Annotated in this window: 19 protein-coding genes, 1 other RNA gene and 1 pseudogene; 12 read left to right on the forward strand and 9 right to left on the reverse strand. The window is 61.0% G+C overall.

Going from position 1 to position 23,363, the window contains the following annotated elements:
- Positions 1–11: 11 nt before the first annotated feature.
- Positions 12–2,603 carry a hypothetical protein gene (locus ACILSI_RS17855; RefSeq protein ID WP_395723265.1) on the reverse strand — a complete coding sequence of 864 codons (2,592 nt, stop codon included), beginning with the start codon at positions 2,601–2,603 and terminating at the stop codon, positions 12–14.
- A 260-nt stretch (positions 2,604–2,863) separates the two neighbouring features.
- On the opposite strand from ACILSI_RS17855, the gene ACILSI_RS17860 reads away from it, so the two are divergent.
- Positions 2,864–3,226 (forward strand): cupin domain-containing protein, encoded by a 363-nt coding sequence (locus ACILSI_RS17860; protein WP_395723266.1) that lies wholly within the window; start codon positions 2,864–2,866, stop codon positions 3,224–3,226.
- 1 nt (position 3,227) lies between these two features.
- Here the strand turns inward: ACILSI_RS17860 and ACILSI_RS17865 are convergent, their stop codons facing one another.
- The 5 genes from ACILSI_RS17865 to ACILSI_RS17885 are packed head-to-tail and all read right to left on the reverse strand — an operon-like array spanning position 3,228 to position 8,532.
- Positions 3,228–6,308 (reverse strand): PSD1 and planctomycete cytochrome C domain-containing protein, encoded by a 3,081-nt coding sequence (locus tag ACILSI_RS17865; RefSeq protein ID WP_395723267.1) that lies wholly within the window; start codon positions 6,306–6,308, stop codon positions 3,228–3,230.
- Positions 6,309–6,350: 42 nt separating this feature from the next.
- The gene (locus ACILSI_RS17870; RefSeq protein ID WP_395723268.1) at positions 6,351–7,304 is read right to left on the reverse strand and encodes a phosphatidate cytidylyltransferase; all 954 of its coding nucleotides are present in this window, start codon (positions 7,302–7,304) and stop codon (positions 6,351–6,353) included.
- 12 nt (positions 7,305–7,316) lie between these two features.
- The gene (locus tag ACILSI_RS17875; protein WP_395723269.1) at positions 7,317–7,646 is read right to left on the reverse strand and encodes a DUF5615 family PIN-like protein; all 330 of its coding nucleotides are present in this window, start codon (positions 7,644–7,646) and stop codon (positions 7,317–7,319) included.
- A gap of 12 nt (positions 7,647–7,658) precedes the next feature.
- Complete coding sequence (locus ACILSI_RS17880; protein WP_395723270.1) at positions 7,659–7,886, reverse strand: DUF433 domain-containing protein; 228 nt, start codon at positions 7,884–7,886, stop codon at positions 7,659–7,661.
- 43 nt (positions 7,887–7,929) lie between these two features.
- Positions 7,930–8,532 carry a lysophospholipid acyltransferase family protein gene (locus ACILSI_RS17885; RefSeq protein ID WP_395723271.1) on the reverse strand — a complete coding sequence of 201 codons (603 nt, stop codon included), beginning with the start codon at positions 8,530–8,532 and terminating at the stop codon, positions 7,930–7,932.
- A gap of 62 nt (positions 8,533–8,594) precedes the next feature.
- Between ACILSI_RS17885 and ACILSI_RS17890 the strand changes: the two genes are divergently transcribed.
- The 7 genes from ACILSI_RS17890 (at position 8,595) to ACILSI_RS17920 (ending at position 17,201) form a co-directional block, all read left to right on the forward strand.
- Positions 8,595–10,817 carry a heavy metal translocating P-type ATPase gene (locus ACILSI_RS17890; RefSeq protein ID WP_395723272.1) on the forward strand — a complete coding sequence of 741 codons (2,223 nt, stop codon included), beginning with the start codon at positions 8,595–8,597 and terminating at the stop codon, positions 10,815–10,817.
- A gap of 79 nt (positions 10,818–10,896) precedes the next feature.
- On the forward strand, positions 10,897–11,058 hold the full coding sequence (locus tag ACILSI_RS17895) for a hypothetical protein (RefSeq protein ID WP_395723273.1): 162 nt from the start codon (positions 10,897–10,899) through the stop codon (positions 11,056–11,058).
- Between the two features lie 50 nt (positions 11,059–11,108).
- Complete coding sequence (locus tag ACILSI_RS17900) at positions 11,109–12,482, forward strand: tetratricopeptide repeat protein (RefSeq protein ID WP_395723274.1); 1,374 nt, start codon at positions 11,109–11,111, stop codon at positions 12,480–12,482.
- Between the two features lie 116 nt (positions 12,483–12,598).
- Positions 12,599–13,447 carry a TerC family protein gene (locus tag ACILSI_RS17905; RefSeq protein ID WP_395723275.1) on the forward strand — a complete coding sequence of 283 codons (849 nt, stop codon included), beginning with the start codon at positions 12,599–12,601 and terminating at the stop codon, positions 13,445–13,447.
- Between the two features lie 269 nt (positions 13,448–13,716).
- Positions 13,717–15,384, forward strand: a complete 1,668-nt coding sequence (locus ACILSI_RS17910) for a sensor histidine kinase (RefSeq protein WP_395723276.1) — start codon at positions 13,717–13,719, stop codon at positions 15,382–15,384.
- Positions 15,381–16,073: a response regulator transcription factor gene (locus tag ACILSI_RS17915; RefSeq protein ID WP_395723277.1), complete on the forward strand. Its 693-nt coding sequence runs from the start codon at positions 15,381–15,383 to the stop codon at positions 16,071–16,073. Before ACILSI_RS17910 ends, ACILSI_RS17915 begins: the two co-directional genes overlap by 4 nt.
- A 51-nt stretch (positions 16,074–16,124) precedes the next feature.
- Positions 16,125–17,201 carry a dipeptidase gene (locus tag ACILSI_RS17920; RefSeq protein WP_395723278.1) on the forward strand — a complete coding sequence of 359 codons (1,077 nt, stop codon included), beginning with the start codon at positions 16,125–16,127 and terminating at the stop codon, positions 17,199–17,201.
- Positions 17,202–17,204: 3 nt separating this feature from the next.
- On the opposite strand, the gene ACILSI_RS17925 is transcribed toward ACILSI_RS17920, so the two are convergent.
- Positions 17,205–18,041: a hypothetical protein gene (locus ACILSI_RS17925; protein ID WP_395723279.1), complete on the reverse strand. Its 837-nt coding sequence runs from the start codon at positions 18,039–18,041 to the stop codon at positions 17,205–17,207.
- A 116-nt stretch (positions 18,042–18,157) separates the two neighbouring features.
- Here ACILSI_RS17925 and ACILSI_RS17930 point away from each other — a divergent pair, with 116 nt between their 5' ends.
- Positions 18,158–19,492, forward strand: coding sequence for a caspase family protein (locus ACILSI_RS17930; RefSeq protein ID WP_395723280.1), 1,335 nt, complete (start codon positions 18,158–18,160; stop codon positions 19,490–19,492).
- A gap of 84 nt (positions 19,493–19,576) precedes the next feature.
- Here the strand turns inward: ACILSI_RS17930 and trpC are convergent, their stop codons facing one another.
- Positions 19,577–20,374, reverse strand: coding sequence for an indole-3-glycerol phosphate synthase TrpC (gene trpC, locus ACILSI_RS17935; RefSeq protein ID WP_395723281.1), 798 nt, complete (start codon positions 20,372–20,374; stop codon positions 19,577–19,579).
- Between the two features lie 108 nt (positions 20,375–20,482).
- On the opposite strand from trpC, the gene ACILSI_RS17940 reads away from it, so the two are divergent.
- Positions 20,483–20,743 carry a phosphopantetheine-binding protein gene (locus tag ACILSI_RS17940; RefSeq protein WP_395723282.1) on the forward strand — a complete coding sequence of 87 codons (261 nt, stop codon included), beginning with the start codon at positions 20,483–20,485 and terminating at the stop codon, positions 20,741–20,743.
- Positions 20,743–22,026, forward strand: a complete 1,284-nt coding sequence (locus ACILSI_RS17945) for a hypothetical protein (RefSeq protein ID WP_395723283.1) — start codon at positions 20,743–20,745, stop codon at positions 22,024–22,026. Before ACILSI_RS17940 ends, ACILSI_RS17945 begins: the two co-directional genes overlap by 1 nt.
- A 21-nt stretch (positions 22,027–22,047) precedes the next feature.
- On the opposite strand, the gene ffs is transcribed toward ACILSI_RS17945, so the two are convergent.
- An RNA gene (gene ffs / locus ACILSI_RS17950) (signal recognition particle sRNA small type) lies at positions 22,048–22,142 on the reverse strand.
- 140 nt (positions 22,143–22,282) lie between these two features.
- Here ffs and ACILSI_RS17955 point away from each other — a divergent pair.
- Positions 22,283–23,363: pseudogene (locus ACILSI_RS17955) on the forward strand (hypothetical protein); the annotation flags it as partial.

Genomic DNA, 23,363 nt, shown 5'->3' on the forward strand with positions numbered 1-23,363 from the left:
TGGGAGAAGGATTAACGCATCGCAGCCTGGGCGGCGGGCGGGAGCGATTGGATGGAGACGGTGGCGCGGCAGACGAGTTCGAGACGCACGATGCCGTTGGCGTCGGCGTTCACGGTGTAAGGGCGGCCGTTTTCGAGGTAGGCGCACTGGCCGCGTGGCTCAAAACCTCCGAACACGACCTCCACCGGACGCAGGTCGCGGACGTGGAAGGTTGCGCGGCGTGAGGACAGCTCCATGAACTCGACCGGGGCGCTGCTTTCAGCGAGATGAATGTGCTGCGCGGGCTTCACCTGGGTCAAAACGAGCTCGGTGCGGGCACCGCCCATGGTGTGGATGTAAAGCTGGCCCGCGTGGGTGTTGAAGCCGGCAACGCCGAGGCACTGCGTCATGTCCGGCACACCGGCGGAAGCGGGAAGGCGCATGGTGCGGCAGTCGCCGTGATTGAGGATGATCCAGTGATTTTCAGCGGCACGCAGGATGCGCGTGTGACGCGCATCACGCACGCTGGCGGCGTAGGCGGCGGCAGTCATGGCGTGCAGGGGCTCGGCAGCACAGGCATCGAGAGTTTTTTCGAGCGCGGTGAGGCCCTGCTCAGTGCGCACGTCATCAAAGCGGCTGCGCACAACCATCGGCTCCAGACGAATCGATTTGAAATCAACCGCGGCAGCCGGGTGGCTCACTGGCGCGGCCGAGAGACTCTCGATGCGCATGGATTCGCAATAGCGCAGGGCCTCGCGGGTGGGGACGGCAGTTTGCGGCCACAGCATGAGGTTCACATCTTTGCCGACGGGCAGCAGGCGGCGGTGGATGTAGCTCATGGAGCCGGCGATTTCGCGCTCCATGTCGAGGCGGGTGGTTTGGGCGCGGTCGTTGAGTTTGGCCGCGATGTCGATGCCAGCGGTCCATTGAGCAGGACGGGTGAAGGAGTTCGAGGCGGCCTGGACCTGCGGCATTTCGAAGATGCTGCGTGCGGTGTGCTCCAGGCGCGGGGCGTTTGCCGCCTGCTGGCCGGGGAACCAGCAGCGCAAATCGGCCTCACAAACCGAAACGGTGACGGGAAGCAGGTAGCGGTCGAGGATGCGGTCGCGCATGACCTCGGCGCAGAGCGGGAAGCCGGGAAGCGTGGAGGGCGTGGAGAAGCCGGTGCTCTCGATGTGACTGTAAAAAACGTGGCGGCCGTCACGCGTGGTGGTGTCGGGCACCGGGGCGTCATGCGCACCACCGAGCCAGGCGGAAAGGAAGGCGGGCAGATCAACCTGCGGGTCGGTGGTGCCGAGCGTGGGGTCGATGCAGGCCGCGCCCCACTGGGTGAGAAAGGCCTGGTCAAAGCGGTGATCGGTGCCGAGCGAGTCCTCTCCGCGCAGGGCAAGAACGACGCGCGAGTCCGCAGGAGCAGTGAGATTCAGAAAGCCGAGCACGCGGCCTTGAACTCGTGTGCCTGCCTTGATGAGGGTGGAGTCGATGCTGGCGACGTTGGCTTTGACGAGACGGGAGACGGGCTTCGCGTTGCCGCCGAGGCCGAGGTGCAGGAGCGCCTGCTGACGGGCGGTTTCATCCGTGAATGGCATGCCATTGAGCAGCAGCGGGATTTTTTGGGCCAGCAGTATAGGCAGCCAGGCGGCGAGGGCGCGCTGCTGCACGTCATTGAGCACAAGACCAGCGTCGAGGATGACGGCGCTGTAAGCGTGTGACGCGGAGAGAAAGTCCGTGCCGTTCGTGCTGCGGAAGTCGAGTTCGCAACCAAGCCATTCGAGCGTTGGACGCATGAAGCGGGCCGTGGCGGTGCTTTCGGCGGCGGGTGCGGGCTGGCCGGTGTGTTTGGCATCCCAGCCGTGCAGGACGAGAACGCGGCGGGAGATTTCCTCCAGCGGGCCCAGATTGACGCCGTTCATGGCGGGCGTGGTGATGAATGGCAGGGTGCCGATGGCGGTGAGGCGCTGGGCTGCCTCACGGGCGGCAGAACGGTCATTCGTGAGGGCGTAATCGACGGCGAAGACGCGCATGCCCTGCATCTGCACGTCACGAATATGGCGTGTGAGGCGCTGGACATCGGCGATGGGCGTCCAGTCGGGACTGCCGCCACGGCCCTCACGCGTGTAAACGCCGAGGGCGAGAAATCCGTCGGCGACGTTGACGGCCTCGGCACCCAGGCCGCTGCGCAGGTCGAGCAGAAGGCGCTTGTCCGGGTAACGTTGACGCAGCGTGGCGGCGAGTTTCAAGAGAGCGCCGCGTGCGGCGGGGGTGGTCGCTTCGCCACCAAGGCTGAGCACAAAACCGTCAAAACCTTTCTTCGCCGCCGGATCGGCCAGCGACTCGACCACCCAGGGAATCCACTGCGGATGCGCCGGATCGGCCAGACGACCACGCTTCTCCGTGGCGGAGGGTTTCGAGGTCATCTGACGGTCTGCTGCGAGCATGGACGCACGCGTGCCGGTCTGGAAGCGAACGGTGTCGAGAAACGCCAGGTAGTGGCTTCCCAAGGCGTGGCCAGGTTCCATGTCCACCTCGGCCTGCGGGTGCAGCACGCTGAGGTCAAAAGCGGCGATTGAACGCTGGTCAGGACGCAGTGACCAGTCCACATACAGATTCCGGACAGAACTCATGTCGGCGGCCATCAACCCTGTCATCGAAAAAGCCGCTCCCAGAACGAGCTTCCGCAGCAGGTAGGGCAACTTCGAAAACGGGGGGCGAGGTGAAAAGGAAGACATGACCGTGAGGGGCTTTCAAATCTGAGAACGCTGGCATTTTAGAGTCTTGGATTATAGAAGCAATAATCAATGAAGCCTTTACAAAAGACTTACCTCACGCTTCCCAAGTCAAAATTGAGTCGCCAAACCGGTCTTTCATCGAAAGAATCGCACCCATGCTTCATTCGCCCGTTCGCACCCCTGCCGAAGGCATTTTGATCGACCAACCCTGGGGGAAACTCACCTGGCTGGCCTCCCGCGAGCTGGGGAACTCCACCACGATGACCTTTGGCCGCGTCATCATCCCTGCGGGTCAAACCAATCCACGCCACCGCCATCCCAACTGCGACGAAATCCTGCACCTGCTCTCCGGTCGCCTCGAACACAGCCTCGGCGATCAGAAATACCTCCTCAATCCCGGCGACACCATCTCCATCCCCGCCGGTCAGTGGCACAATGCGCGTGCGCTGGATGGCGTGGATGCCGAGATGGTGATCTGCTTTTCCTCCGCGGACCGGGAGACGGAGTTTGAGGGGTGAATCACCCCTTCGTCACCACTTCATCCAGATTCATCACCAGATTCGCCGCCATCGTCCACGCGGCGAGTTCGGCGGGGTTGAGTTTCTCATCGGGCTTCGATTCGCCGTAGCTGATGGCCTTTTTGGCCTCCTCGGGCTTCGCGGTGTAGGCGGCGAGGTGTTTTTCGACGGACTGGCGGACGATCTCGGCTTCCTGGGCATTCGGGAAGCGGCCGGTGGCGCTGCGGAAGAGCGCGGTGATGCGCGCGTCGGTGGTGGCGGCGCTTTGCAGCACGCGCTGGGCGAAATTCCGTGAGGCCTCGAAGAACTGCACGTCGTTCATGAGCGTGAGCGCCTGGAGCGGCGTGTTGCTGCGCTCGCGACGCAGGCAGTAGCTCTCGCGGTTCGGCGCGTCAAAGGAAGTCATGTTCGGCGGTGGGGCGGTGCGCTTCCAGAAGGTGTACAAACTGCGCCGGTAGAGCGATTCGCCATGGTCCTGGATGTAGTTGCGCGTGTTGCTGCCGCCGAAACCGACGGGTTCCCAGATGTTTTCCGGTTGGTAGGGCTTTACGCCCTTGCCGCCGATCTTCGGACTGAGCAAACCGGACACAAACAAGGCCGAATCACGCACCACCTCCGCATCGAGACGGAAACGCGCACCATGCGCAAGCAGGCGGTTCTCCGGGTCTTTTTGCAAGGCGAGATCCGAGTGTTGCGAACTCTGCCGGTAGGTGTGCGAGGTCACGATCAGCTTCACGAAGGCCTTCATGTCCCAGCCGCTCTCGCGCAAGGTCACTGCCAGCCAGTCGAGCAGTTCGGGATGGCTGGGCGGCTCGCCTTGTGATCCAAAATCGTTGCTCGTTTTCACCAGACCGACGCCGAAGAACTGCTGCCAGAAACGGTTGGCCTGCACACGAGCCGTAAGCGGATGCTGCGGGCTGACGAGCCACTTGGCGAGATCAAGGCGCGTGTAGTGGTCCTGCTTCGGCATGGCCGGGAAAATGGCCGGTGTGCCACGGGCGACCTTGTCCTTCGGCTTGTCATACTGGCCGCGATCCATGACAAAACTCTCACGCGGCGTGGGCAGGTCGGCCATGACGAAGGTCGCGGGGATCACCTCATCAAGCGCCTTCTTTTTCGCCTCCAGGGCCAGTTTTTCGGCTCGCACGCCGTCCACGATCTCGCGTGCGCCCTGATATTCGTTTTCAAACCACCATTCTTTGAGACGGGTCACGTCCTTCTCCGGCCATTCGGGCTGCTTTTTACCACGCACGAGGGTTTGCAGGTCGTTCGGCAGGCCTTCGATGCGCTTGCCCTGGCTTTTCTCGGCCCACATTTTCCACGACCACTGCGAATCCTTCGCCGGATCGACGCGGGAACTCATCGCGAGATGATCCCAGTGAACCGTGCCGCCAAACTGCGTGAACGCATAGCCCGTGACCTTCGCGCCGGGCTTCAAGCCGAGACGATCAGCCGCGACTTCGAGCTTCACCCATTTTCCGGACTCCGGCAGCGCTCCCATCTGCACTTTTTCCGGCGTGCGCACCTGGCCAAAGGGAATCGCGCCCTCCTCGCCCCACACCGCGCGGTGATTCCATCCTGCGGTGTGGAATTGAAGCATGATGGCCTTCGGCGGGTTCTTGGCGTCGATGAAGCACTGCACGCTGAGTTTTCCGTTCGGCGGGATCTCGTATTTGCCGCCGGCGGAGAAGAAATCCTGCGCCACACCAGTCGCCGTACGTTTCAGCGCCGCGTTGCCGCTGAAAACGGGGCCTTTGTCTTTGGCAACAAACTGCGTCGGTTCTCCGCCACTGGATTGTAGGTTCGCTCCTGCCGGAAACGCATCCTCGAACCACACCAATTCGCTCGTCTGCACCGGCGGCGGCGGATTCAGCGTCGCGGGATCGACGTAGTTCAGTTTTTGAATGGACTCGCGGATCTTCGCCTGCGCTGCGGCGATGCCTTGATCGAGTTCTGCGATCTGTTTCTTCTGGTCGGCGGTGCTCAGGCGCAAAATCGGCGGCGTGAGCAGGATGTTGCCGTCCATCGCCGGATCGGCGGCGCTGTTGAAGAAGGCGTACATGGAATAAAACTCCTTCTGCGAGATGGGATCGAACTTGTGATCGTGGCACACCGCGCAACCCGCCGTGAGACCCAGCCACACCGCCATCGTCGTGTCCGCGCGATCCACCGCGTAGCGGAAGATGAACTCCTCATTGATCGAACCGCCCTCGCTCGTCGTGACGTTACAGCGGTTGAAGCCGGAGGCGATCTGCTGTTCCACCGTCGCATTCGGCAACAGATCCCCCGCAAGCTGCCAGACCGTGAACTGGTCATACGGCAGGTTTGCATTAAACGCGCTCACCACCCAGTCGCGATAAGGCCACATGCTGCGCTCGTTGTCCAGATGTAGGCCATGCGTGTCCGCGTAGCGTGCCGCATCCAGCCAGTAACGCCCCATGTGCTCGCCATAGCGTTCGGATTTCAGCAGCCGGTACACGACCTTTTCATACGCGTCGGGACTCGTGTCCGCCAAATAGGCGTCAATCTCCGCCAGCGTCGGCGGCAGGCCGGTCAGATCGAGCGTCACGCGACGAATCAAAGATTCCTTGGATGCTTCTGGCGAAGGAGAAAGCCCTTCCTGCGCCAGTCTGGCTTGGATAAACGCATCAATCCCATTCTTGACCAAACCCTTGACCGGCGGCGGAGCCGCTTTGACCGGAGCTTCAAACGCCCAGTGTTTCTTGTACTCCGCACCTTCCTTGATCCAGCGCTTCAAAACCTCCACCTGCGCTGGGGTGACGTGCTTATTCGACTCCGGCGGCGGCATCACCTCATCTTCATCCGTCGAAACGATGCGCTGAATGATCGAGCTCAGCGCAGGATCACCTGGTTTGATCGGAAACACGCCGTCGATCGCGGTGAACGCGCTCTCCGGCACATCAAGCCGCAGATCGGCCTTCCGCTTTTTTGCGTCGAAGCCGTGGCAGGCGAAGCAGTTGTCACTGAGAATCGGCCGGATGTCGCGATTGAAGTCCAGTTTCCCCGCCGCAGACGCGGTGGTGGTGAAAAGAGCGCAAACAGCAATGGAACGAAGATGCATGGGTGGCAAAGAACGTCCGCCACCCTCTTCGGCTTTCCAGCATCAGGCATTGAGCGAGTAGCGCACCACATGGAAAAACACCGGTGCGGCGAAGCTCAGCGAGTCCATGCGGTCCATGAAGCCGCCGTGGCCGCCGATGGCGGTGCCCCAGTCTTTGACACCACGGTCGCGTTTGATCGCGGACATCACCAGGCCGCCCGCGAAGCCCATGAACACAATGATGGCCGACATGCCTGCGGCTTGCAGCGGTGAAAACGGCGTGGCCCACCAGAGCGCGGTGCCGAGAGCTACGGTCGTTGCCCCGCCTCCCAGCAGGCCCTCCCAGGTTTTGCCCGGACTGACCGTGGGCGCGATCTTGTGTTTCCCGCAGGTTTTGCCCCAGACATACTGCATCACATCGCTCAACTCGACGATGGCCACGAACCAGAATAGCAGCTTCGCATTCTGTCCTTCATAGCCGGGAATCTTGAGTAGCAAAAGAACCGCCGGGGTGTAGCTGATGCAATACACGCACACCATCAGCCCCCACTGAATTTTTGCCGTGCGCTCCAGGAAGCGCTCGCAATCCCCGGCCATCGCCGTGCGCAGTGGCACCAGCAGGAAGGCATACACCGGGATCAAAATGACGAACATCCCGTACCATTGCGTGGCGAGAAACCAATAATGCAGCGGCGTGATGATGAAGAACACCCAGAACAGCGTTCGGTGATCCCCCGGCTTCGTCGGCGTGAGTGTGATGAACTCGCGTAGCGCCATGAACGAGCACAGGCCAAACAAGACCGTCGCCCCCATCGGCCCGATCGCCAAAGCCCCCGCAAACACCGCCACCATCATCCACCAGGCGTTGGTGCGGGCGTTCAAATTGGTCATCGTGGCCTTTGCCGACTCTGTCCTGGCGCGTCGGGCCAGAACGAAGCCGATGAGCGAAGCGATCACGAGCAGGCCCAAGGTGCCGCCGAGAAGTTTAAGAAGCGCGGGATCGTTTTGGAAGGGCATGATGGAGTTGGGTTATCTGACCTCGATGATCAACTCGCCACGAGCAACTTCGGCCTCGATTTGAGTCAGCAAAGGTTCAAACCATGCCAGCAAGGCACGGCGACTGGTATTGCCAACACGCAACCAAACGATGATCGGCGCGTGTTTGCTCACCAGCGCACGACGGGGAAAGTCTTCGTCCTTGGTGAAGACCACGGCGCTATTTTCAAGCGCCCACCGCCAGATATCACTGTCATCGGAGTGACGCAGCCCGAGATCTTCCACATGCCGCGCCTGGTGCCCTGCCTGCGCCAGCAAACGTGCCAGTGCTGGCGGTAGTTGGGCATCGACGACGCAGTTCACGGCTTGAATGAATCACGCGGTGGCAAGAATCGGATGATCCGACTCAGCGGCGGCAAAATCGAGGCAGGCCTGAATGTCCTCTGGCTCCAGATAGGGATAGTCTTCGAGGATTTCGCTTTCAGGAACACGCGCCGCCAGCAGATCGAGCACATCCTTCACGCGGATGCGCATGCCACGGATACACGGCCTGCCGCCGCACTGGGCAGAGTTGATGGTGATGCGGTCTTGGAACTCACTCATGGCTGAAGGCTAGCATGCTTGCTTTTGTTTGTCTGATTTCTTCTCACGCCTGCCTCAGCGCCAGCACCGCCTCACGCGCTCGCACGAGGAAGTCAGGCTTCGCTTCGCCTTCATTTAGGCGGATCGGCTCGCCGAAGGTGACGCTGCCGAGGACGGGGACGGGGAGGACTTCTCCTTTGGGGAGGATGCGGTTGAGGTTTTCCATCCAGACGGGGACAAACTGCACGTCGGGGCGTTTTTTAGCCAGATGGAAGAGGCCTGGCTTGAAGGGTTGCGGCTCGGGCTGGTTGTGGCGGCTGCCTTCGGGAAAGAGGATGAGCGAGTGGCGGTCGCCGAGGGCGTTGATCATGTCATCGAGCGGATTGCACTCGGGCGTGGGCTTTTTGCGCTCGATGAGCACGGCGTTGAAGACGCGAAAGGCGAGGAAGGGACGCACGCGGCCCACCGTCCAGTAATCCTTGGCACCGATGAGCCGGGTGAGCTCACGGACGGGCGCTGGCAACGAGGCCCAGAGCACGGGGCCGTCGAGATTGCTGGTGTGGTTGGCAAAATAGACCCGCTGCACCGGCTCCGGGGCGCAGCCATGCCAGCGGGCGACTGATCCTGAGAACACACGAAGCATTCCGGCGATGAGACTGCGAATCATGCGCAGATCATGTGCGATGAAGATCAGGTTGTCACGCCTCTTGCTGGCTCGTAAAGCACCTGATGCCGAATTCCACCCCGACACCGCCAGATTCATCCACCTGGATGGAAGCGCTGGCGGATTTTTTGCTGGAGGAGCCTTCCATTGAGGCGATCCGGCTGAATCCCGAGTCAAAGCGCGTCGAGATGGCGACTATGGGCAAGGTGGATGGCGAACTGCTGCAAGCAAAGCTCACCGAGGTACTGCGGGCGGTGGACGCGCGGTGGTTGCAGAAGACGGAGACTGTTCCGGCACACTCGGGCATGCTGGACGTGCAGCAGAAAGACGGCGCGCTCGTTTTGGAAAAGCCGACCTGCCCCACGGCGCCGAAGTTTTGGAAGTGGCGTGATTTCGCCTGGCCGGAGCCGGATGAGATGGAGCAGGAGAGCGATGACGAGTGGCGCACACTGGCCTGGCAGGCGGCGATTTGCGGTGTGGCGCTGGTGGCGGGCTATGTGTTTGACCAACCGGCCTTGTTTGCGATCTCGCTGATCGCGGGAGGCTGGGACGCGGCGAAGGACGCGTGGGCAAATCTGCTCGAAAAACGGCTGGATGTGCATTTTTTGATGCTGGCGGTCGCGACGGGCGCGGTGGCGATTGGCGCATGGGAGGAAGGAGCACTGCTGCTGTTTCTGTTCTCCACTTCGGGGGCGCTGGAGCACTTTGTGATGTATCGCACGCACAAGGAGATCAACGCGCTGACGAAATCAGCCCCCAAGCTCGCGCATGTGCTGCTGCCAGACGGAACGACGGAAGACCGCGGCGTGAGCGGTCTGCGAGTTGGCGATGTGATCGTGGTGAAGCCTGATGAGCTGTTTCCTGTCGATGGCACGGTGATTTCGGGATCGACGGCAGCGGATGAATCCACGCTAACGGGCGAGGCCGTGCCGATCACCAAGGAAAAAGGCGCTCCGATCTATGGCGGCACCTTGAACCAGTGGGGCCTGGTGCAGGTGCGGGTGGACCGGCCTGCAACGCAGAGCGCACTGGCGAAAATCATCACGCTGATCCAAACAGCGCAGCATCTGCGGGCACCGAGCCAGCGCTTCACCGACCGGTTTGGCACGCGCTACACGATTCTCACGCTCGGCGTCGTGGCGCTGATGTTTTTCGTGTGGTGGCTGGGCTTTGGGATTCCACCGTTTGAGAACACGGCCGTGTCGAAGTCGTCGTTTTATCGGGCGATGACGCTGCTGGTGGTCATGAGCCCCTGTGCGCTCGTTTTGTCGATTCCATCGGCGATTCTGGCCGCGATTGCTTGGGGAGCTCGGCGAGGTGTACTGTTCCGGGGTGGCGCGGCGATCGAAAAGTTGGCCGAAGTCGATGTCATCGCCATGGACAAGACAGGTACGCTCACCGAGGGCGAATTGAAGGTGACGAAGATCGAAAGCTTCCCTCCCGGGCGCGAAAACGACGTGCTGCGCATCGCGGTGAGTTTGGAGTCGAATTCGAATCATCCCATCGCGCGGGCCATCACGCAGCATGGGCAGGCGCAGGGCATTGTGGCGGAAAAGCTGGCCGAGTTTCAATCCATTTCCGGACAGGGATTGCGTGGGCGCACCGAGGGCGGCCTGAGCTATGTGGGGCGACGGGAACTCGTCAAAGATAGCGCGTTGGGCGACGTGCTGGCGGGCGTGCCGGACGCGCCGATGGGTTTTAGCGAGGTGTGGGTGCTGCACGAGCAGATCGTGGGGCGCGTGCTGCTCAAAGACGAGATTCGCGCGGGAAGCCGGGGCGTTTTGGAGAAACTCGCGGCGGAGGGCGTGCGCACGATCATGCTGACGGGCGACCGCCGTGCGGCGGCCGTCGAAGTGGGCGAAAAACTCGGCATCGCCGAGGTGCGGGCTGGTTTGCACCCCGAGGACAAGGTGGCCGTCATTCGTGAACTGACCCAGGCAGGGCACAAAGTTGCCATGATCGGCGATGGTGTGAATGACGCGCCAAGCCTGGCCGCCGCCTACGTCTCCGTGGCGATGGGTGCGCGCGGCAGCGATGCGGCGCTGGAGCAGAGCGATGTGGTGCTGATGCAGGACAAGATCGAAAAACTGCTCTCGGCCCGACGGATCAGTCAGCATGCCCGGCGCATCATCCAGCAGAACCTGATCATCTCGCTCGGTAGTGTGATCGTGATGGCGGTGGCGTCGCTGTTTGGCCTCGTGCCGCTGACTTTGGGCGTTTTGACGCACGAGGGAAGCACGGTGGTGGTGTGCCTGAACAGCCTGCGATTGTTATTTGAAAAGGAATGACCGGGCAAGGTTTTGCCCTGTGTGCAACTCCGTGCTGGACGATTCCCGCCTTTTCTTCATAGAGTGACGTAATTCCCGCATGAATTTCCTTTCCAAAGTCCTCTGGACCCTGGCCTTCATCACCGCCACCTTCTTCTGGATGGTGCTCTTTGAGCACGGTTTCAGCGTGAAGGGGCTGACCGAGGGCACAAGCGAGGAACTGCATGCGATCGCCGCCTGGTTTGGCGGCGGGAAAAAGTGACCACCACTCTCTCACCTTACCAACCCCCCCAGTCAAAGCCCCCAAGGATTATGATCGTCAAGGAAGCCGAACTCGACCCCAGGCACCAAGCCCTCTGGAAAAAAGCGTTGATCTCCGCCGAGCGGAAAAATTGGGAGTATGTGATCGACCAGTTGCTGCCCATCGTAACGGCCAATGTCGGCTTCATTGACGGCCGCAAGCTGCTGCGCAGCGCGGAGAGCGAGGCCAGCGGTGGCAGCGGCGGCAAGAAGTTCAGCTTTGGCCTCGGCGGCTTCAAGCCCAGCTCGAAGAAAGATCCGGCCGAGGCGATTGCCGATATGGAAGAGAATGTCTTCCGCAAAGATCCCTTCAATCTCAACGCGAACGAGCAGCTCTATGAGATCGCGATGAAGATGCACTTCCCGGAGCTGGCGGCCTTTGCGCTGGAGACCATCCGCGCCGGCCACCCGGACAACACGAAGCACATGCACAAGCTGGCGCAGCATTACATGACGCATGAGCAGCCAGAGCTGGCCAGCGAGGTGTACCGTCTCATCGTCAAGGCGAATCCGCGTGACATGGAGGCCATGAAGGGCGAAAAAGACGCCGCCGCCCGCACCTCCATACTGCGCCAGGGCTGGGGCAGTGACAATTTCCGCAACGCGATGAAGGACGGCGGCGAAGCCGCGAAGCTGGAAATGCTCAGCCGCCAGGGCATGACCCAGGAGCAGATGGAACAGTTCCTGGCTGAAACCATCGAGCAGTACAACGCCGACCAGACGAACATCATGATCGTCAAGCGCATGTCCGATCTCTATGAGAAGCTCGGCCAGATTGAAAACGCGCTGATGTTTTATGACTACGCCCTCACCTTGAATCCAGGCGACGTGGCCTTGCAGCGCAAGGTGGAAATCATCCGTGACAAGGTGCAGGACCAGCAGATCGAAGACTTCGAGCGTGAAATCGAGGCGAACCCAGGGGCTCCCGATATTGAGGAAAAACGCGCCCAGGTGATGGAAATCCGCCGTCAGCGCGCCAGCGTGGTCATCAACGAGGCCAAAGGCCGCGTGGATCGCAATCCGACGGACAAAACGCTGCGCTACGAACTGGGCCAGGCCTACTTCAACGCCGGAATGTACACGGAGGCGATTCCTGAGCTTCAGCAGGCGAAGTCGAACCCGAACATGCGGATCAAGGCCATTTTGCTTCTGGGCCGCTGTTTTGAGCGCAAAAACATGAACGACCTGGCCAAGACCTCTCTGATGGAGGCTTCCAAGGAGCTCGTGGTGATGGACGCCATCAAAAAAGAGGTGCTCTACGAGCTGGCCAACGTGCTGGAGAAAATGGGCGACAAGTCCGCGAGCCTCGACGCTCTCAAGGAAATCTACAATGCGGACTACGGCTACAAGGACGTGGCGAAGCGCGTGGAGTCCTCATACTCGTAAGTTTCTCCTCTCCAAGGTTCCCAATCACCCCGTTCCATGTCTTGGGACGGGGTGATTTGATTCCAGGCCCAAATGGTACTGGAAAGCATGGTCCTCTCCTCCATCATGCGCGCCCGATGCCTGCCGAACTCCTCGCCACCTCACTGCCTGAACTCTGGGCCGCTTTTGTACAAGCCCTGCCTGTCATTCTAGGACTCGTCTTGATCGAGGGGCTGCTGTCTGTGGACAACGCCCTGGCGATCGCCGCCATGGCCTCTCATCTGGATGACAAGCAGCGCGCGAAGGCGATGAACATCGGCTACATCGGCGCTTACGGTTTCCGTCTTGTGGCGCTGCTCTTTGCCTCATGGATCATCAACAATCACTGGGTGATGCTGATTGGCGCCCTCTACCTCGTGTGGCTGATGTGCGCGCACTTTGCCGGGCAGAAAGACGTCGCCGAGGACGAGGGCGAGGTGGTCAACGTGCATCATCGCACCTTCGCCAGCACCATTGCCATGATCTCGCTCATGGATCTGAGCCTGAGCGTGGACAATGTGGTGGCGGCGATCGCCCTTAGCCCCAAGGATCTCTGGCCGGTCTATGTAGGCGTGACCATTGGTATCATCGCTTTGCGACTGGTGGCGGGTGTGGCGATCAAGATGATCGCCAAGTATCCAGTGCTGGAGCACACGGCGTTCATCCTGATCGGCTACGTCGGGCTGTTGCTGCTCTCAGAGCTGCATTTCCATGATTATTTCGAGGCCATGGGGCCGCTGAAGGTAAAGATCCTGAAATTCGCGGGCATCATCGTCATCACCGCCACAACCATTGCTTGGTCCCGGTTTGAACCGATGCAGAAAATCCTGAATCCTCTCCTGAAGGTGTTCTTGTTTCCGATGAATCTGGTCGCCGCTCTGATCGGCTCGGTCATTTTCGTCATCACCTGGCCGTTTCGCTGGATTTGGATGTCGGTGCGGAATTAATCGCGCCTTACATTCTCCTTACAACCTGCTCACAAGCGTCTGACGCATTGCTTTTAGAACGTGGCATCATGCCTACAGATCAACGGCAGGTGGCAGCAATCACCGGTCTTCAGATCACCCTTTTCTCGAAGTGTTGTTATCCTTCTGGCTGTTGGAAACGCATATGAATCACCGGGGCGGACCCATAAAGTCCGCCCCGGTTCATTTTATGGATTTTATAAATTTTAGATGAACGAATAGATGGCGAGGCTAAACTATGTGCCTGCCACATGCTCCAACGCCGCTCCACAATCCTCTTCATCATCTTGGTGATTCTCCCGCTGGCTCTGCTGGCCTGGCTGGGAACCTATCTGATCCGTGACGCGGAAAAGCGTACGGATGCCTCCATGCAGGCGGTGTTAGCCGAACGCCTCAGCTCCGCTGACAACCATCTGTTGCATGATATGCGGCAGTTGACCGACCGCCTCGACGACTGGGGAGACCGCAGCATTGGCTCCGCCCGGCTGATGTCTGAGCGGCTGGCCACGCATCCGTGGATCGCCAAAACATGGGCGATGGCGGGGCCGGGGGCTGCGGTGGAGGATTTCGTCGGGAAAGCCACCTACCAGCCGGGCCAGTCATTCAATGCCGCAGAGAGGATAGCGGCCATCAGCGAGGCCACGCGCCAGCCCGAACCGGGACAAATGACTTCCATCCTTGATGAGGGCGGGCCTCCTTTTCAGCGCTTCAGCACCCTGGGTACGTCCGCCCCTCTGCTGCCGCGTTCCACGGCCTGGATCACTTATTTGAAGATTTTCGGCTACCACATTGATGACAGACCGGAGGCTGAAGCCGTGCAGTCCTGGAGCGGCTGGCATGTGGGGGACTCGACTTTCATCTACTGGCATCGTTTTGCCGACGGCGGACTCAGTTGTGCCCTGCTGAACCCGCAGGCGCTGATGAAGGCGCTGTTTCAAAGGCAGCCGCAGCCCGGCCTGGCCGCGCCGCCAGGGCGCATGATGCTCACCACGGTGAGGGGAATCCCGCTTCACGAATGGGGCAAGCGCCTTGCCGGTTCTGAGCAACTGCCTGCGGCCCACCGCGCCTGTTCGGAGCCGCTTTCACAGTGGGAGCTGGCCTACACGCCCGCCAACGAGGAATTTCCCAAACCCTACCTCTTCCCCATCGTGCTCGGAGTCGGCTCCGGCATCATCCTGGTGTTTGTGGTGGGCTGGTTGTACTTCCATGAGAGCGCCCGGGAGATCCGCGTGGCGCAGCAGCGGGTTACCTTCGTCAATCAAATTTCCCACGAGCTCAAAACACCGCTCACGAACATCCGCCTCTATGCCGAGATGGCCGCCCATCGTGCCGAGTCGCAGGGAGATGTCATCGCGAAGCGCCAGCTCGGGGTTGTCGAGGCGGAGACCTCTCGTTTGGATCGCTTGATCCAAAACGTCCTCAATTACGCCCGCCAGCAGCGCGACAAGCTCACCATTCAGCCCCGGCCCCTCGTGCTCGACGAACTGGTCGGCCGCACCATTGAGTTCTGGAAGCCGCTGTTGGAGACCAAGGGCTTCGAGATCACCTCGTCCCTCAGCGGCCCCGCCACTCTCCAGGCGGATGCTGACGCCATCGAGCAGATCCTCGGCAATCTTATCTCCAACGTGGATAAATACGCCAACGTCGGCAAATGGATCGGCATCCGCACCGAGCATGACGAGCGTCACACCCGCGTCATCGTCGAAGACCGTGGGCCCGGCATCCCTGCGGGCAAGCGCCGCGCGGTGTTCGAGCCTTTCGAGCGCCTGCGCTCCGATCTTGCAGAAGGTGTGAGCGGCACAGGCATTGGATTGACCATCTCCCGCGAACTGGCACAATTGCACGGCGGCTCACTCACGGTCTGCCCGCAGTATCGCGACGGCGCGCGTTTCATCCTCACCCTACCTAACAAGCCATGACCAAGATACTCATTGCCGAAGACGACGACCACACACGCGATGCTTTGCGCGAGGTGCTCACCATGGAAGGCCACGAGGTCATCGCCGCCAGCGACGGCTTGCAGGCGGTGGACTTTTTCCGCGCTGAAAGCCCGGACTTTGTCTGCCTTGACGTCATGATGCCCGGCCTCAACGGCTACGAGGTCTGCCGCCAAATCCGCAAGCATGACGAAAAAGTGCCCATTCTTTTCCTCACCGCGAAAGCGGAGGAGATCGACACGGTGCTCGGCCTCGAGCTCGGTGCCGACGACTACATGACCAAGCCTTTCGGCGTGAAGGAAATCATCGCCCGCATCCGCGCCATCCTGCGCCGCACCGCCATGCGTAGCGGTGCTGGAGCAAAGGCGGAGGACGAGACCTTCACCATGGATGATCTGCGCATCGTCCCCGCCGAGCTGCGCGCCTACCGGGACAAGCAGGAAATCCAGCTCAGCCCGCGGGATGTGAAGCTCCTGCGTCTCCTGCACGACCGCCGTGGCAAGGTCATCAACCGCAACACCCTCGCCGACGAGGTCTGGGGCGTCGATTTCTTCCCTGAAAGCCGCGCCCTCGACCAGCATATCTCCCAGCTTCGCAAACGTGTCGAAAAAGACCCTTCTCAACCGCGCATCATCCGCACTGTTCACGGCGCGGGCTATCGCTTTGAATGACGCGCCGCCGGTTCTGCGTAGAGTGACGCTTCCATTCGTCATATCACGCTCATGCTTACCTTCGACGCCCACCTCGACCTTAGTCTCAACGCCCTCGGCGGCTTCAATCGCGACCTCCGCCTCCCCGTTCACGAGATTCGTCGTCGTGAGGCCGGCATGACTGGCAAAGGCCGTGCCGCAGGCACCACCGCCTTCCCCGACATGCGCCGTGGCAAGGTCGGCCTTTGCGTCGCCACCCAACTCGCCGGTTGCATGCCTGGAGTTTCTCCGATTGCGAATTGGATGTCTCCTGAGCAAGCCTGGGCCGAAACCCAGGGCCAGCTCTCCTGGTATCGTGCCATGGAAGAGGACGGGCAGCTCCGCCAGATCACCAACCTGCGCGAATTCGATGAGATGATCGCGCTTTGGAACGACGAGAGCATTCCCGACGACACCAAGGCCATCGGTTACATCCTCAGCCTCGAAGGTGCCGACTCCATCCGCACCGTCGGCCATCTTGAAGACGCCTGGGCGCAGGGACTCCGCGCCATGGGCCCCGCGCACTACGGCGTTTGTCGCTATGCCCTCGGCCACGACCAGGTCGGCCCGCTGCGTCCCGGCGGCAAAGAACTCATTCAAGAAATGGACCGCCTCGGCATGATCCTCGATGTCACGCATCTCAGCGACGAATGCTTCTGGCAGGCGCTCGACATCCACCACGGCACCGTCTGGGCCAGCCACAGCAACTGCCGCGCCCTTGTGCCCGATCCGCGTCAGTTCTCCGACGATCAAATCAAAGCCCTCATCGAACGCGGTGGTGTCATGGGCGCTGCCCTCGACGCCTGGATGATGATCCCGGGATGGACTCGCGGCAAAACCACCCCTCAAGAAGTCGGTCTCAAACTCGAAGTCATCTGTGACCACATCGACCACGTATGCCAACTCGCTGGCAACGCGTTGCATTCTGGCATCGGCACCGATCTCGACGGCGGCTACGGCACCGAGCAGACGCCCGAAGATCTCGACACCATCGCCGACCTCGCCCGCATCCCCGCCATGCTCGCCAAACGCGGCTACAAAGACGAGGACATCGCCAACATCATGCACGGCAACTTCTTCCGCCTCATCCGCGAGGCCTGGGCGGAATAGAGGTCACGGCTCACCAATCGTCGGATGCGGCACGACTGCCGCACTAGCTTTGACCGCACGCGTCAGCACCTCTTTCGGCTGTTTGCCGCTGGGTACAGGTTCGTATGCCATGCCTTTGTAGCGCAGCGGTTTGTAGCCAAGGGCGAGCAGTGCATCGAGTGGCGCTTGTTTGAGGCCGGGCTTCCAGTAATCGGGTGCTCCGCCGGTTTCATAGTAGTAAATCCAGGTGTGCTGAGGATCGAACCATCCGGCGCAGAGAATCACATGACGACGCGGGATGTTCAGCAAGTCACCCGGCTGCAAATCCTGAGCGCTTGGCAGCTCGGTGCAGACGGCAGGCAGTTGAGAGGTGTCATGCACGCGAGGCAGCTTTAAACAACGCGAAACAAATCCTGAGCAGTCCACGCCTGCCGATTGCTGGCTGACTCCAGCATTGTCAGCACGCCGTTTCTCAGGCGAGGACACATCGCCGCCGGCGCTGCCATTTGAGATGGCGGCATCAAATGACGCAGGATCATCAAAACCACCCCACTTGTAAGGAACGCCGTGATTCGCCTCACCCGGAATCCACCAGCCGCGCCGTTCGTGCTGCGGCTCATGGCTGACATCCGGCGTGTTGACCAGAATGCCCGCCTTGTCCTTCCCATGCAGGATGTTTCTCGCAAACGGCCGCCAGGAATGATTCGTGTAGCCTTGTGCAATCGCCATCGCCTCGTCCGGCGTGACTTGGGAAGGCGCTGAAGGATCGCCAGGGATGAGCCGCGGCGCTTCCTCAACCGTTTTGTCCGTGGAGACACAACTGGCGGTGCAGAGCAGAAAAATCAAAGGCAGGCGTTTCATCGTCGCGGATGATGGCGGGCCGAAAAGGTCGGCAAAAGAAAAAAGTGACCTGCCAGCAGACTCTTTTTCTTCTTTCGTTTTGTTCAGCCAGTCCAAAGTTACCGACCATGAAGCTCATGCCGTTCCTGTTTAGCCTGCTACCGTGCTTTGCGCTGGCGCAGCCAAAGACCAGCCCGCGCACCGCGCTGGTCATCGGGAACGCGAAATACGAGGCCGCCATCGGTCCGCTGCGCAACACGGTCAATGATGCCAAAGCCGTCGCCAAAACCTTGCGTGAGATTGGGTTCGCCGTGCTTGAGAAACAAAACGTGACCCGCGACGAATTGCTGAAGGCGGTGATGGAGTTCCGCAAAACACTCGCCGATGCCGAGGTCGGCCTGTTTTACTATGCCGGTCACGGCATCTCCGTGGCAGGTTCGAATTACCTGCTGCCGATCAAGTCCGGCTATAGCCCCGAGGGTGCCGATGACGTGACGCTGCGCATGCTTGCAGAAACAAAACTCTTCAATGTGGAACAGGCCGTGGCCGACATGAAGAGCTCCGGCGCGCACTGTAATCTCGTCATCCTCGACGCCTGCCGCACCACCGCTGTCGCCCGCACAGGTCGCACGCGTGATGCCGCAAGTCCGGGCGGATTGGCTGAAATGAAGCCGCCCGCTGGCTCTCTCATTGCCTTCGCCACTGACGCCGGGCAGACCGCGCTCGACGGCGATGGCGCAAACGGCCTCTACACTGAGGAACTGCTCAAACACCTGCGCACGCCTGGCCTGACCATCGAGCAAGTCTTCAAACGCACCCGTGCTGGTGTGCTGGAGCGTTCCGAAGGCGGACAAATCCCCGCTGAATACTCACGCCTCGTTGGCGAGGACATTTTTCTCGCTGGCCTTGCCGCAGCAGCGCCAGCGATGACGCCTGCACCAGTTTCTTTCCCCGTCACACTCGAAGACATCGCCAAACTGGCCGCCGCAGGCAAAGCGAAAGAATGTGTGGAGGCTCTCAAGCAACATGCCAAAGCCAATGGCACAGGCGATTACGCGGCGGCATCACTCGAAACCTTGCTGGAGCAGGTGAAGGACGATCTCAAAGACGCCACCACGGCATCACCACAGGTCGAAACCGCCGCCATCACCTGCGAACTCGTGCTCGAAGCCCTGCGCGACTGCCTGCCTCCTGATCACGCAAAGAAGGCTCCTTTCACCGCCAAAGCGCTCAATCGTCTTGGCGACGCGCTGCTGCTGCTCGGACGTGCCGACGAGGCGCTCGACGCCTACAACGCTGCGCAACCGCTCACGCCCGACGATTCCTACATCCTCTACAATCGTGCCCGAGCTCATCTCGTCCTCGGCAACTCCACCGAGGCGAAAGCCGATTTAACCGCCGCTGCGAGCACGAAGTTCAACCAGCCCAAGGCCCGCAAACTGGCCGAGGAGGCGCTCGCCAAACTCAAATAATCCTGCCATGCCCAAATCCTGGTCCGAGAAGTTCGCGCATCCGCCGAAGCCAAGTGTGAGCACGCTTGACAAGGCTTATTCGGATCACGCGCCGTGCCGTTCCGGTGTGGGCGCGCGGAATTGCGGCAGATCGGCGAGGATGTTCTGGCTGCGCATGAGCGTTTCGCCGATGAGCAGTGAATCAGCACCGGCATCGGCGAGGCGGATGGCGTCGGCGGGCGTTTTGATGCCGCTTTCAGCCACGAGGATGATGTCGTCCGGCACTTCCTCGGCAAGCAGTTCGGTGGTGGAGAGATCGACGGTGAAGCTCTTCAAGTTGCGGTTGTTCACGCCAATGATGCGGGCTTCGGTGGCGAGGGCGCGTTCGAGCTCTGGCAGGTCGTGGACTTCGACGAGGGCGTCGAGCTGGAAGGTGTGCGCGACTTCGAGGAGGTGCTCCAGCGTGGGCTGGTCGAGCGCAGCGACGATGAGCAGGATGGCATCGGCACCGGCGACGACGGCTTCAAAAATTTGCGCCTCGTGGATGATGAAATCCTTGCGCAGGCAAGGGATGTCGAGCTGCTCGCGGATGAGCGTGAGGTATTCGAGGCGGCCCTGGAAGTATTTTTCGTCCGTGAGCACAGAGATGGCGCTGGCTCCGGCTTTTTCATAACCCCGGGCAATGGTGAGCGGGTCAAAATCCGCAGCGATGGTGCCAGCGGAGGGCGAGGCGCGTTTGACCTCGGCGATGATGCTCAGGCGGGTGGGGTCGAGGCGCAGGGCGTCGTAAAAGGAGCGCACGTCGTCGCGCAGGGCGGCGGCGGCGCGCAGTTTTTCGGCGCGGGGCAGGAGGCGCTGCACTTCGGCGCGCTTGTGGGCGATGATTTCGTCCAGCTTGTTCATGGGGCGCGCATGGTGGCGGCGGCGCGGCGATGTGCAACCTTCGGCTGCGGTCAAAATACGCATGCAGGGTGTTCTTGACGCGGCGATGGATGCGGGCTTTCTGCTTTCATGCCAGAAGCGCCCATCACCCCGGATTCTGTGATCGAACTGCTGACCTCCGAGCACATTTTGGAGCCGCAGGAGCCGATCGCGCCGGACACGGATCTTTTCACGTTGGGTCTCGATTCGATGGCAATGATGCAACTGCTGCTACAGATCGAGGAACGATTCCGCCTGTCGGTGAGCCCGGCGGAGATGACGCGTGACCGCTTTGCCACGGCGGGGGCGCTGGCCTCGTTTTTGGGAGAAAAACGCCGCCTTGCCGCCTGATGCCGACGTTCCCCGCCACCACGGTCGATTTTTTCCTCGCCGGGCTGGAATCCTTCATGGTTCGCAGCGGGCAGGGGACTCATTGGGCGGTGACGGCGCTGTGGCTGGAGGGTAAACCAGACGCGGCAGCCTTGAACCGAGCGTGGGAGCAGGTCCATGCCCGGCATCCGATGCTAGGAGCCCGTCTGCGACGAAAGTGGCGCGGCTGGCGGCTGGTTTGGGAGACGGACGGACCTGTCAGCGCACCACCCGTCTCCTGGCATGTGCTTTCCGGCCAGGCAGATGAGACGCCGCTCATCCAGGAGCGGCTGCGTGGGTTTGTTTTCGGTCAGGCCATCACGACACCGCTGTTTCTGGAGGTGTTTGATGACACCACGACTGGCAAATACCTCGTGCTGCTTACCTGGCGGCACGCGCTCATGGACGGCACCGGGGTGAACCTGCTGCTGGAAAAACTGGCCGCTCCCAGCGATGCCAGCCCGCCACCAGTGCCCGAACCGCCGCTAGAGAGTCCGGCACTGCTCTACAAGAGAGCACGCCCTTTGATGAACCGCCTGCATGCCATGACCCGGGCAGGCTGTCTTTCCGCCTGGTCACAGGGCATGCCGCAGACTGGAGGAGAGCCGGAATTTCATCTGATCCAGCTTTCAGCGGAGCAATCCAGCCGGGCGGTCGAAAAATTGCGCCGCCTTTGTGGCGAGTTTTTCCAGATGCCTTTTTATGCGGCGGTGGCGACGCGTGCGCTGCGCCGGCTGCATGAATCCCATGGTTGGACCAGCCCGGAGGTTCATTTGCATCTGCCCACCCAGGTGCGCAATCGCAGCCGGGATCTGGTTTTCGGCAATCACATGGGGACGCTGCCTTTGTTTCTTCAAAGCAGTGCCTTGGACACGCTGGACGCGGCTGTCGCCCATGTGCAGCAATGCTACAAGGACGCGCTCAAGCAAGGGCTGCCGCAGGCCTCGGAGGCGCTGATGGCGCTGGCCTGCCGGATGCCGGTGCGCTGGTTCATTCCCATGGTGCGGCTGCAAAACCGCGGCCAGATTTGCAGCCTGTTTCACTCCCACACCGGGGCGTTTTTGCCTGGGCGCAACGACTTTGCCGGCGCGGCGGTGGAGAATGTCTGCACCATTCCGAGTGTGAGCTCACCGCCGGGCTTGGGACTGTTTTTCTCGGATTATGCCGGAAAAATCACGGTGACCGCCGCCTGGCGCTCTGGAGGGCTCCATTCGGAGGAGTTGAGAGTGCTTACAGCCTCAATCTTTGCCGATCTGGCAGGCTGAGGGCATGAGAAGACTGAGGGAAAGTGCCAGGGAACCGCGACATGGACAGGCAGGCTGCCGTTGCTTCCGTCAGGACCTGGCGGGGTTCGCAAGCTGAACATCCGCGGCCCCTGACGCCGCCGATTTAGCCGCTGGCTTCGTGCCGCACAAGCAGGATTCCATCCTCTCGGAACAAATGCTTGAAAATTGGTGTTGTCGAAAGACGGGCGATCCGGTAAAAATCGCGCTCTTAATTCTCAAATTAGCTCCTCTTCATATGGTCTGGAAAATTCTCTCCGCGCTCTCCGCCGTTTGCCTCGGCACCGCTTGCTATTTCGCCTGGGCCAATCAAAAAGCCCTCGTCGAGGAGCGCAACCGTGAGAAATTTGCCACGGCCAACCTGGCTGAGATCAAGGAGCATAAAACTCAGGCGGAAGAGGCGAAAAAGAACCGCGAAACCCAGCTCGCCACCGCCAACAAAGAACTCGAAACCACCAAGCTCGCCGTGGTTGACCTTACCGCCAAGGCGCAGACCAAGGAGCAGGAGCTGGCTGTGGTGAAGACCAATTTCGACCAGGTCACCAAGATCGTGAATGATCTCGAAAAGCAGATCAACGAAGCAGGTGACATCGAGGGCCTGCTGAAGCAGATCGAAACCATCAAGAAAGAGCGCGCTGACGCCGAGGCCGCCGTCGCCAACGAAAATCAGCATTTTGCCAGCGCTCAGCAGACCGTGGCCAGCCTGACCAACGCGGCCAAGGAGGCGGAAGAACGCGAGTCTCGTGGTCGCCGTGGCATCGTGGACAATGATTTTACCGCCAGGGTTTCCCAGTCCTACACAGACTGGGGCTTTGTGGTTCTCAACAAAGGCAACGGAGGCGGAGTCTTCGCCAATGCCGACCTCGAAGTGAAGCGTGGCAAGGAAATTGTCGCCAAGCTCAAGGTGCGCAATGTGGAGCAGGAAACCAGTGTGGCAGACCTGATCAAAGGCAGCCTCGCCGAGGGTGAGCGTATTCGTCCGGGGGATCTCGTCATCGCCGCCGCTGAACAGAGCGCAAAAACTGCCAAGGCCGCCGCGCCTGCGGCTGCTGGTGCCGCCGCTGCTCCTGCGGCCGCCGGTGCTGCACCCGCCGCCGCTGCTCCGAGTGATCCGTTTGGTGCTCCTGCCGCAGGAGGCATGGCTCCTGCCGCTCCGGCGATGGGATCCGACCCGTTTGGCGCTCCTGCTGCCGCGCCAGCAGCGCCAGCAGCGCCAGCAGCTCCGGCGATGGGATCCGACCCGTTTGGTGCTCCGCCCGCTGCGCCAGCCACGCCTCCCGCGGGTGGTGCTACCCCGGCACCCAGCACGGCTGACCCCT

The organism is Prosthecobacter sp., assembly GCF_044232965.1.
Taxonomy (GTDB): domain Bacteria; phylum Verrucomicrobiota; class Verrucomicrobiia; order Verrucomicrobiales; family Verrucomicrobiaceae; genus Prosthecobacter.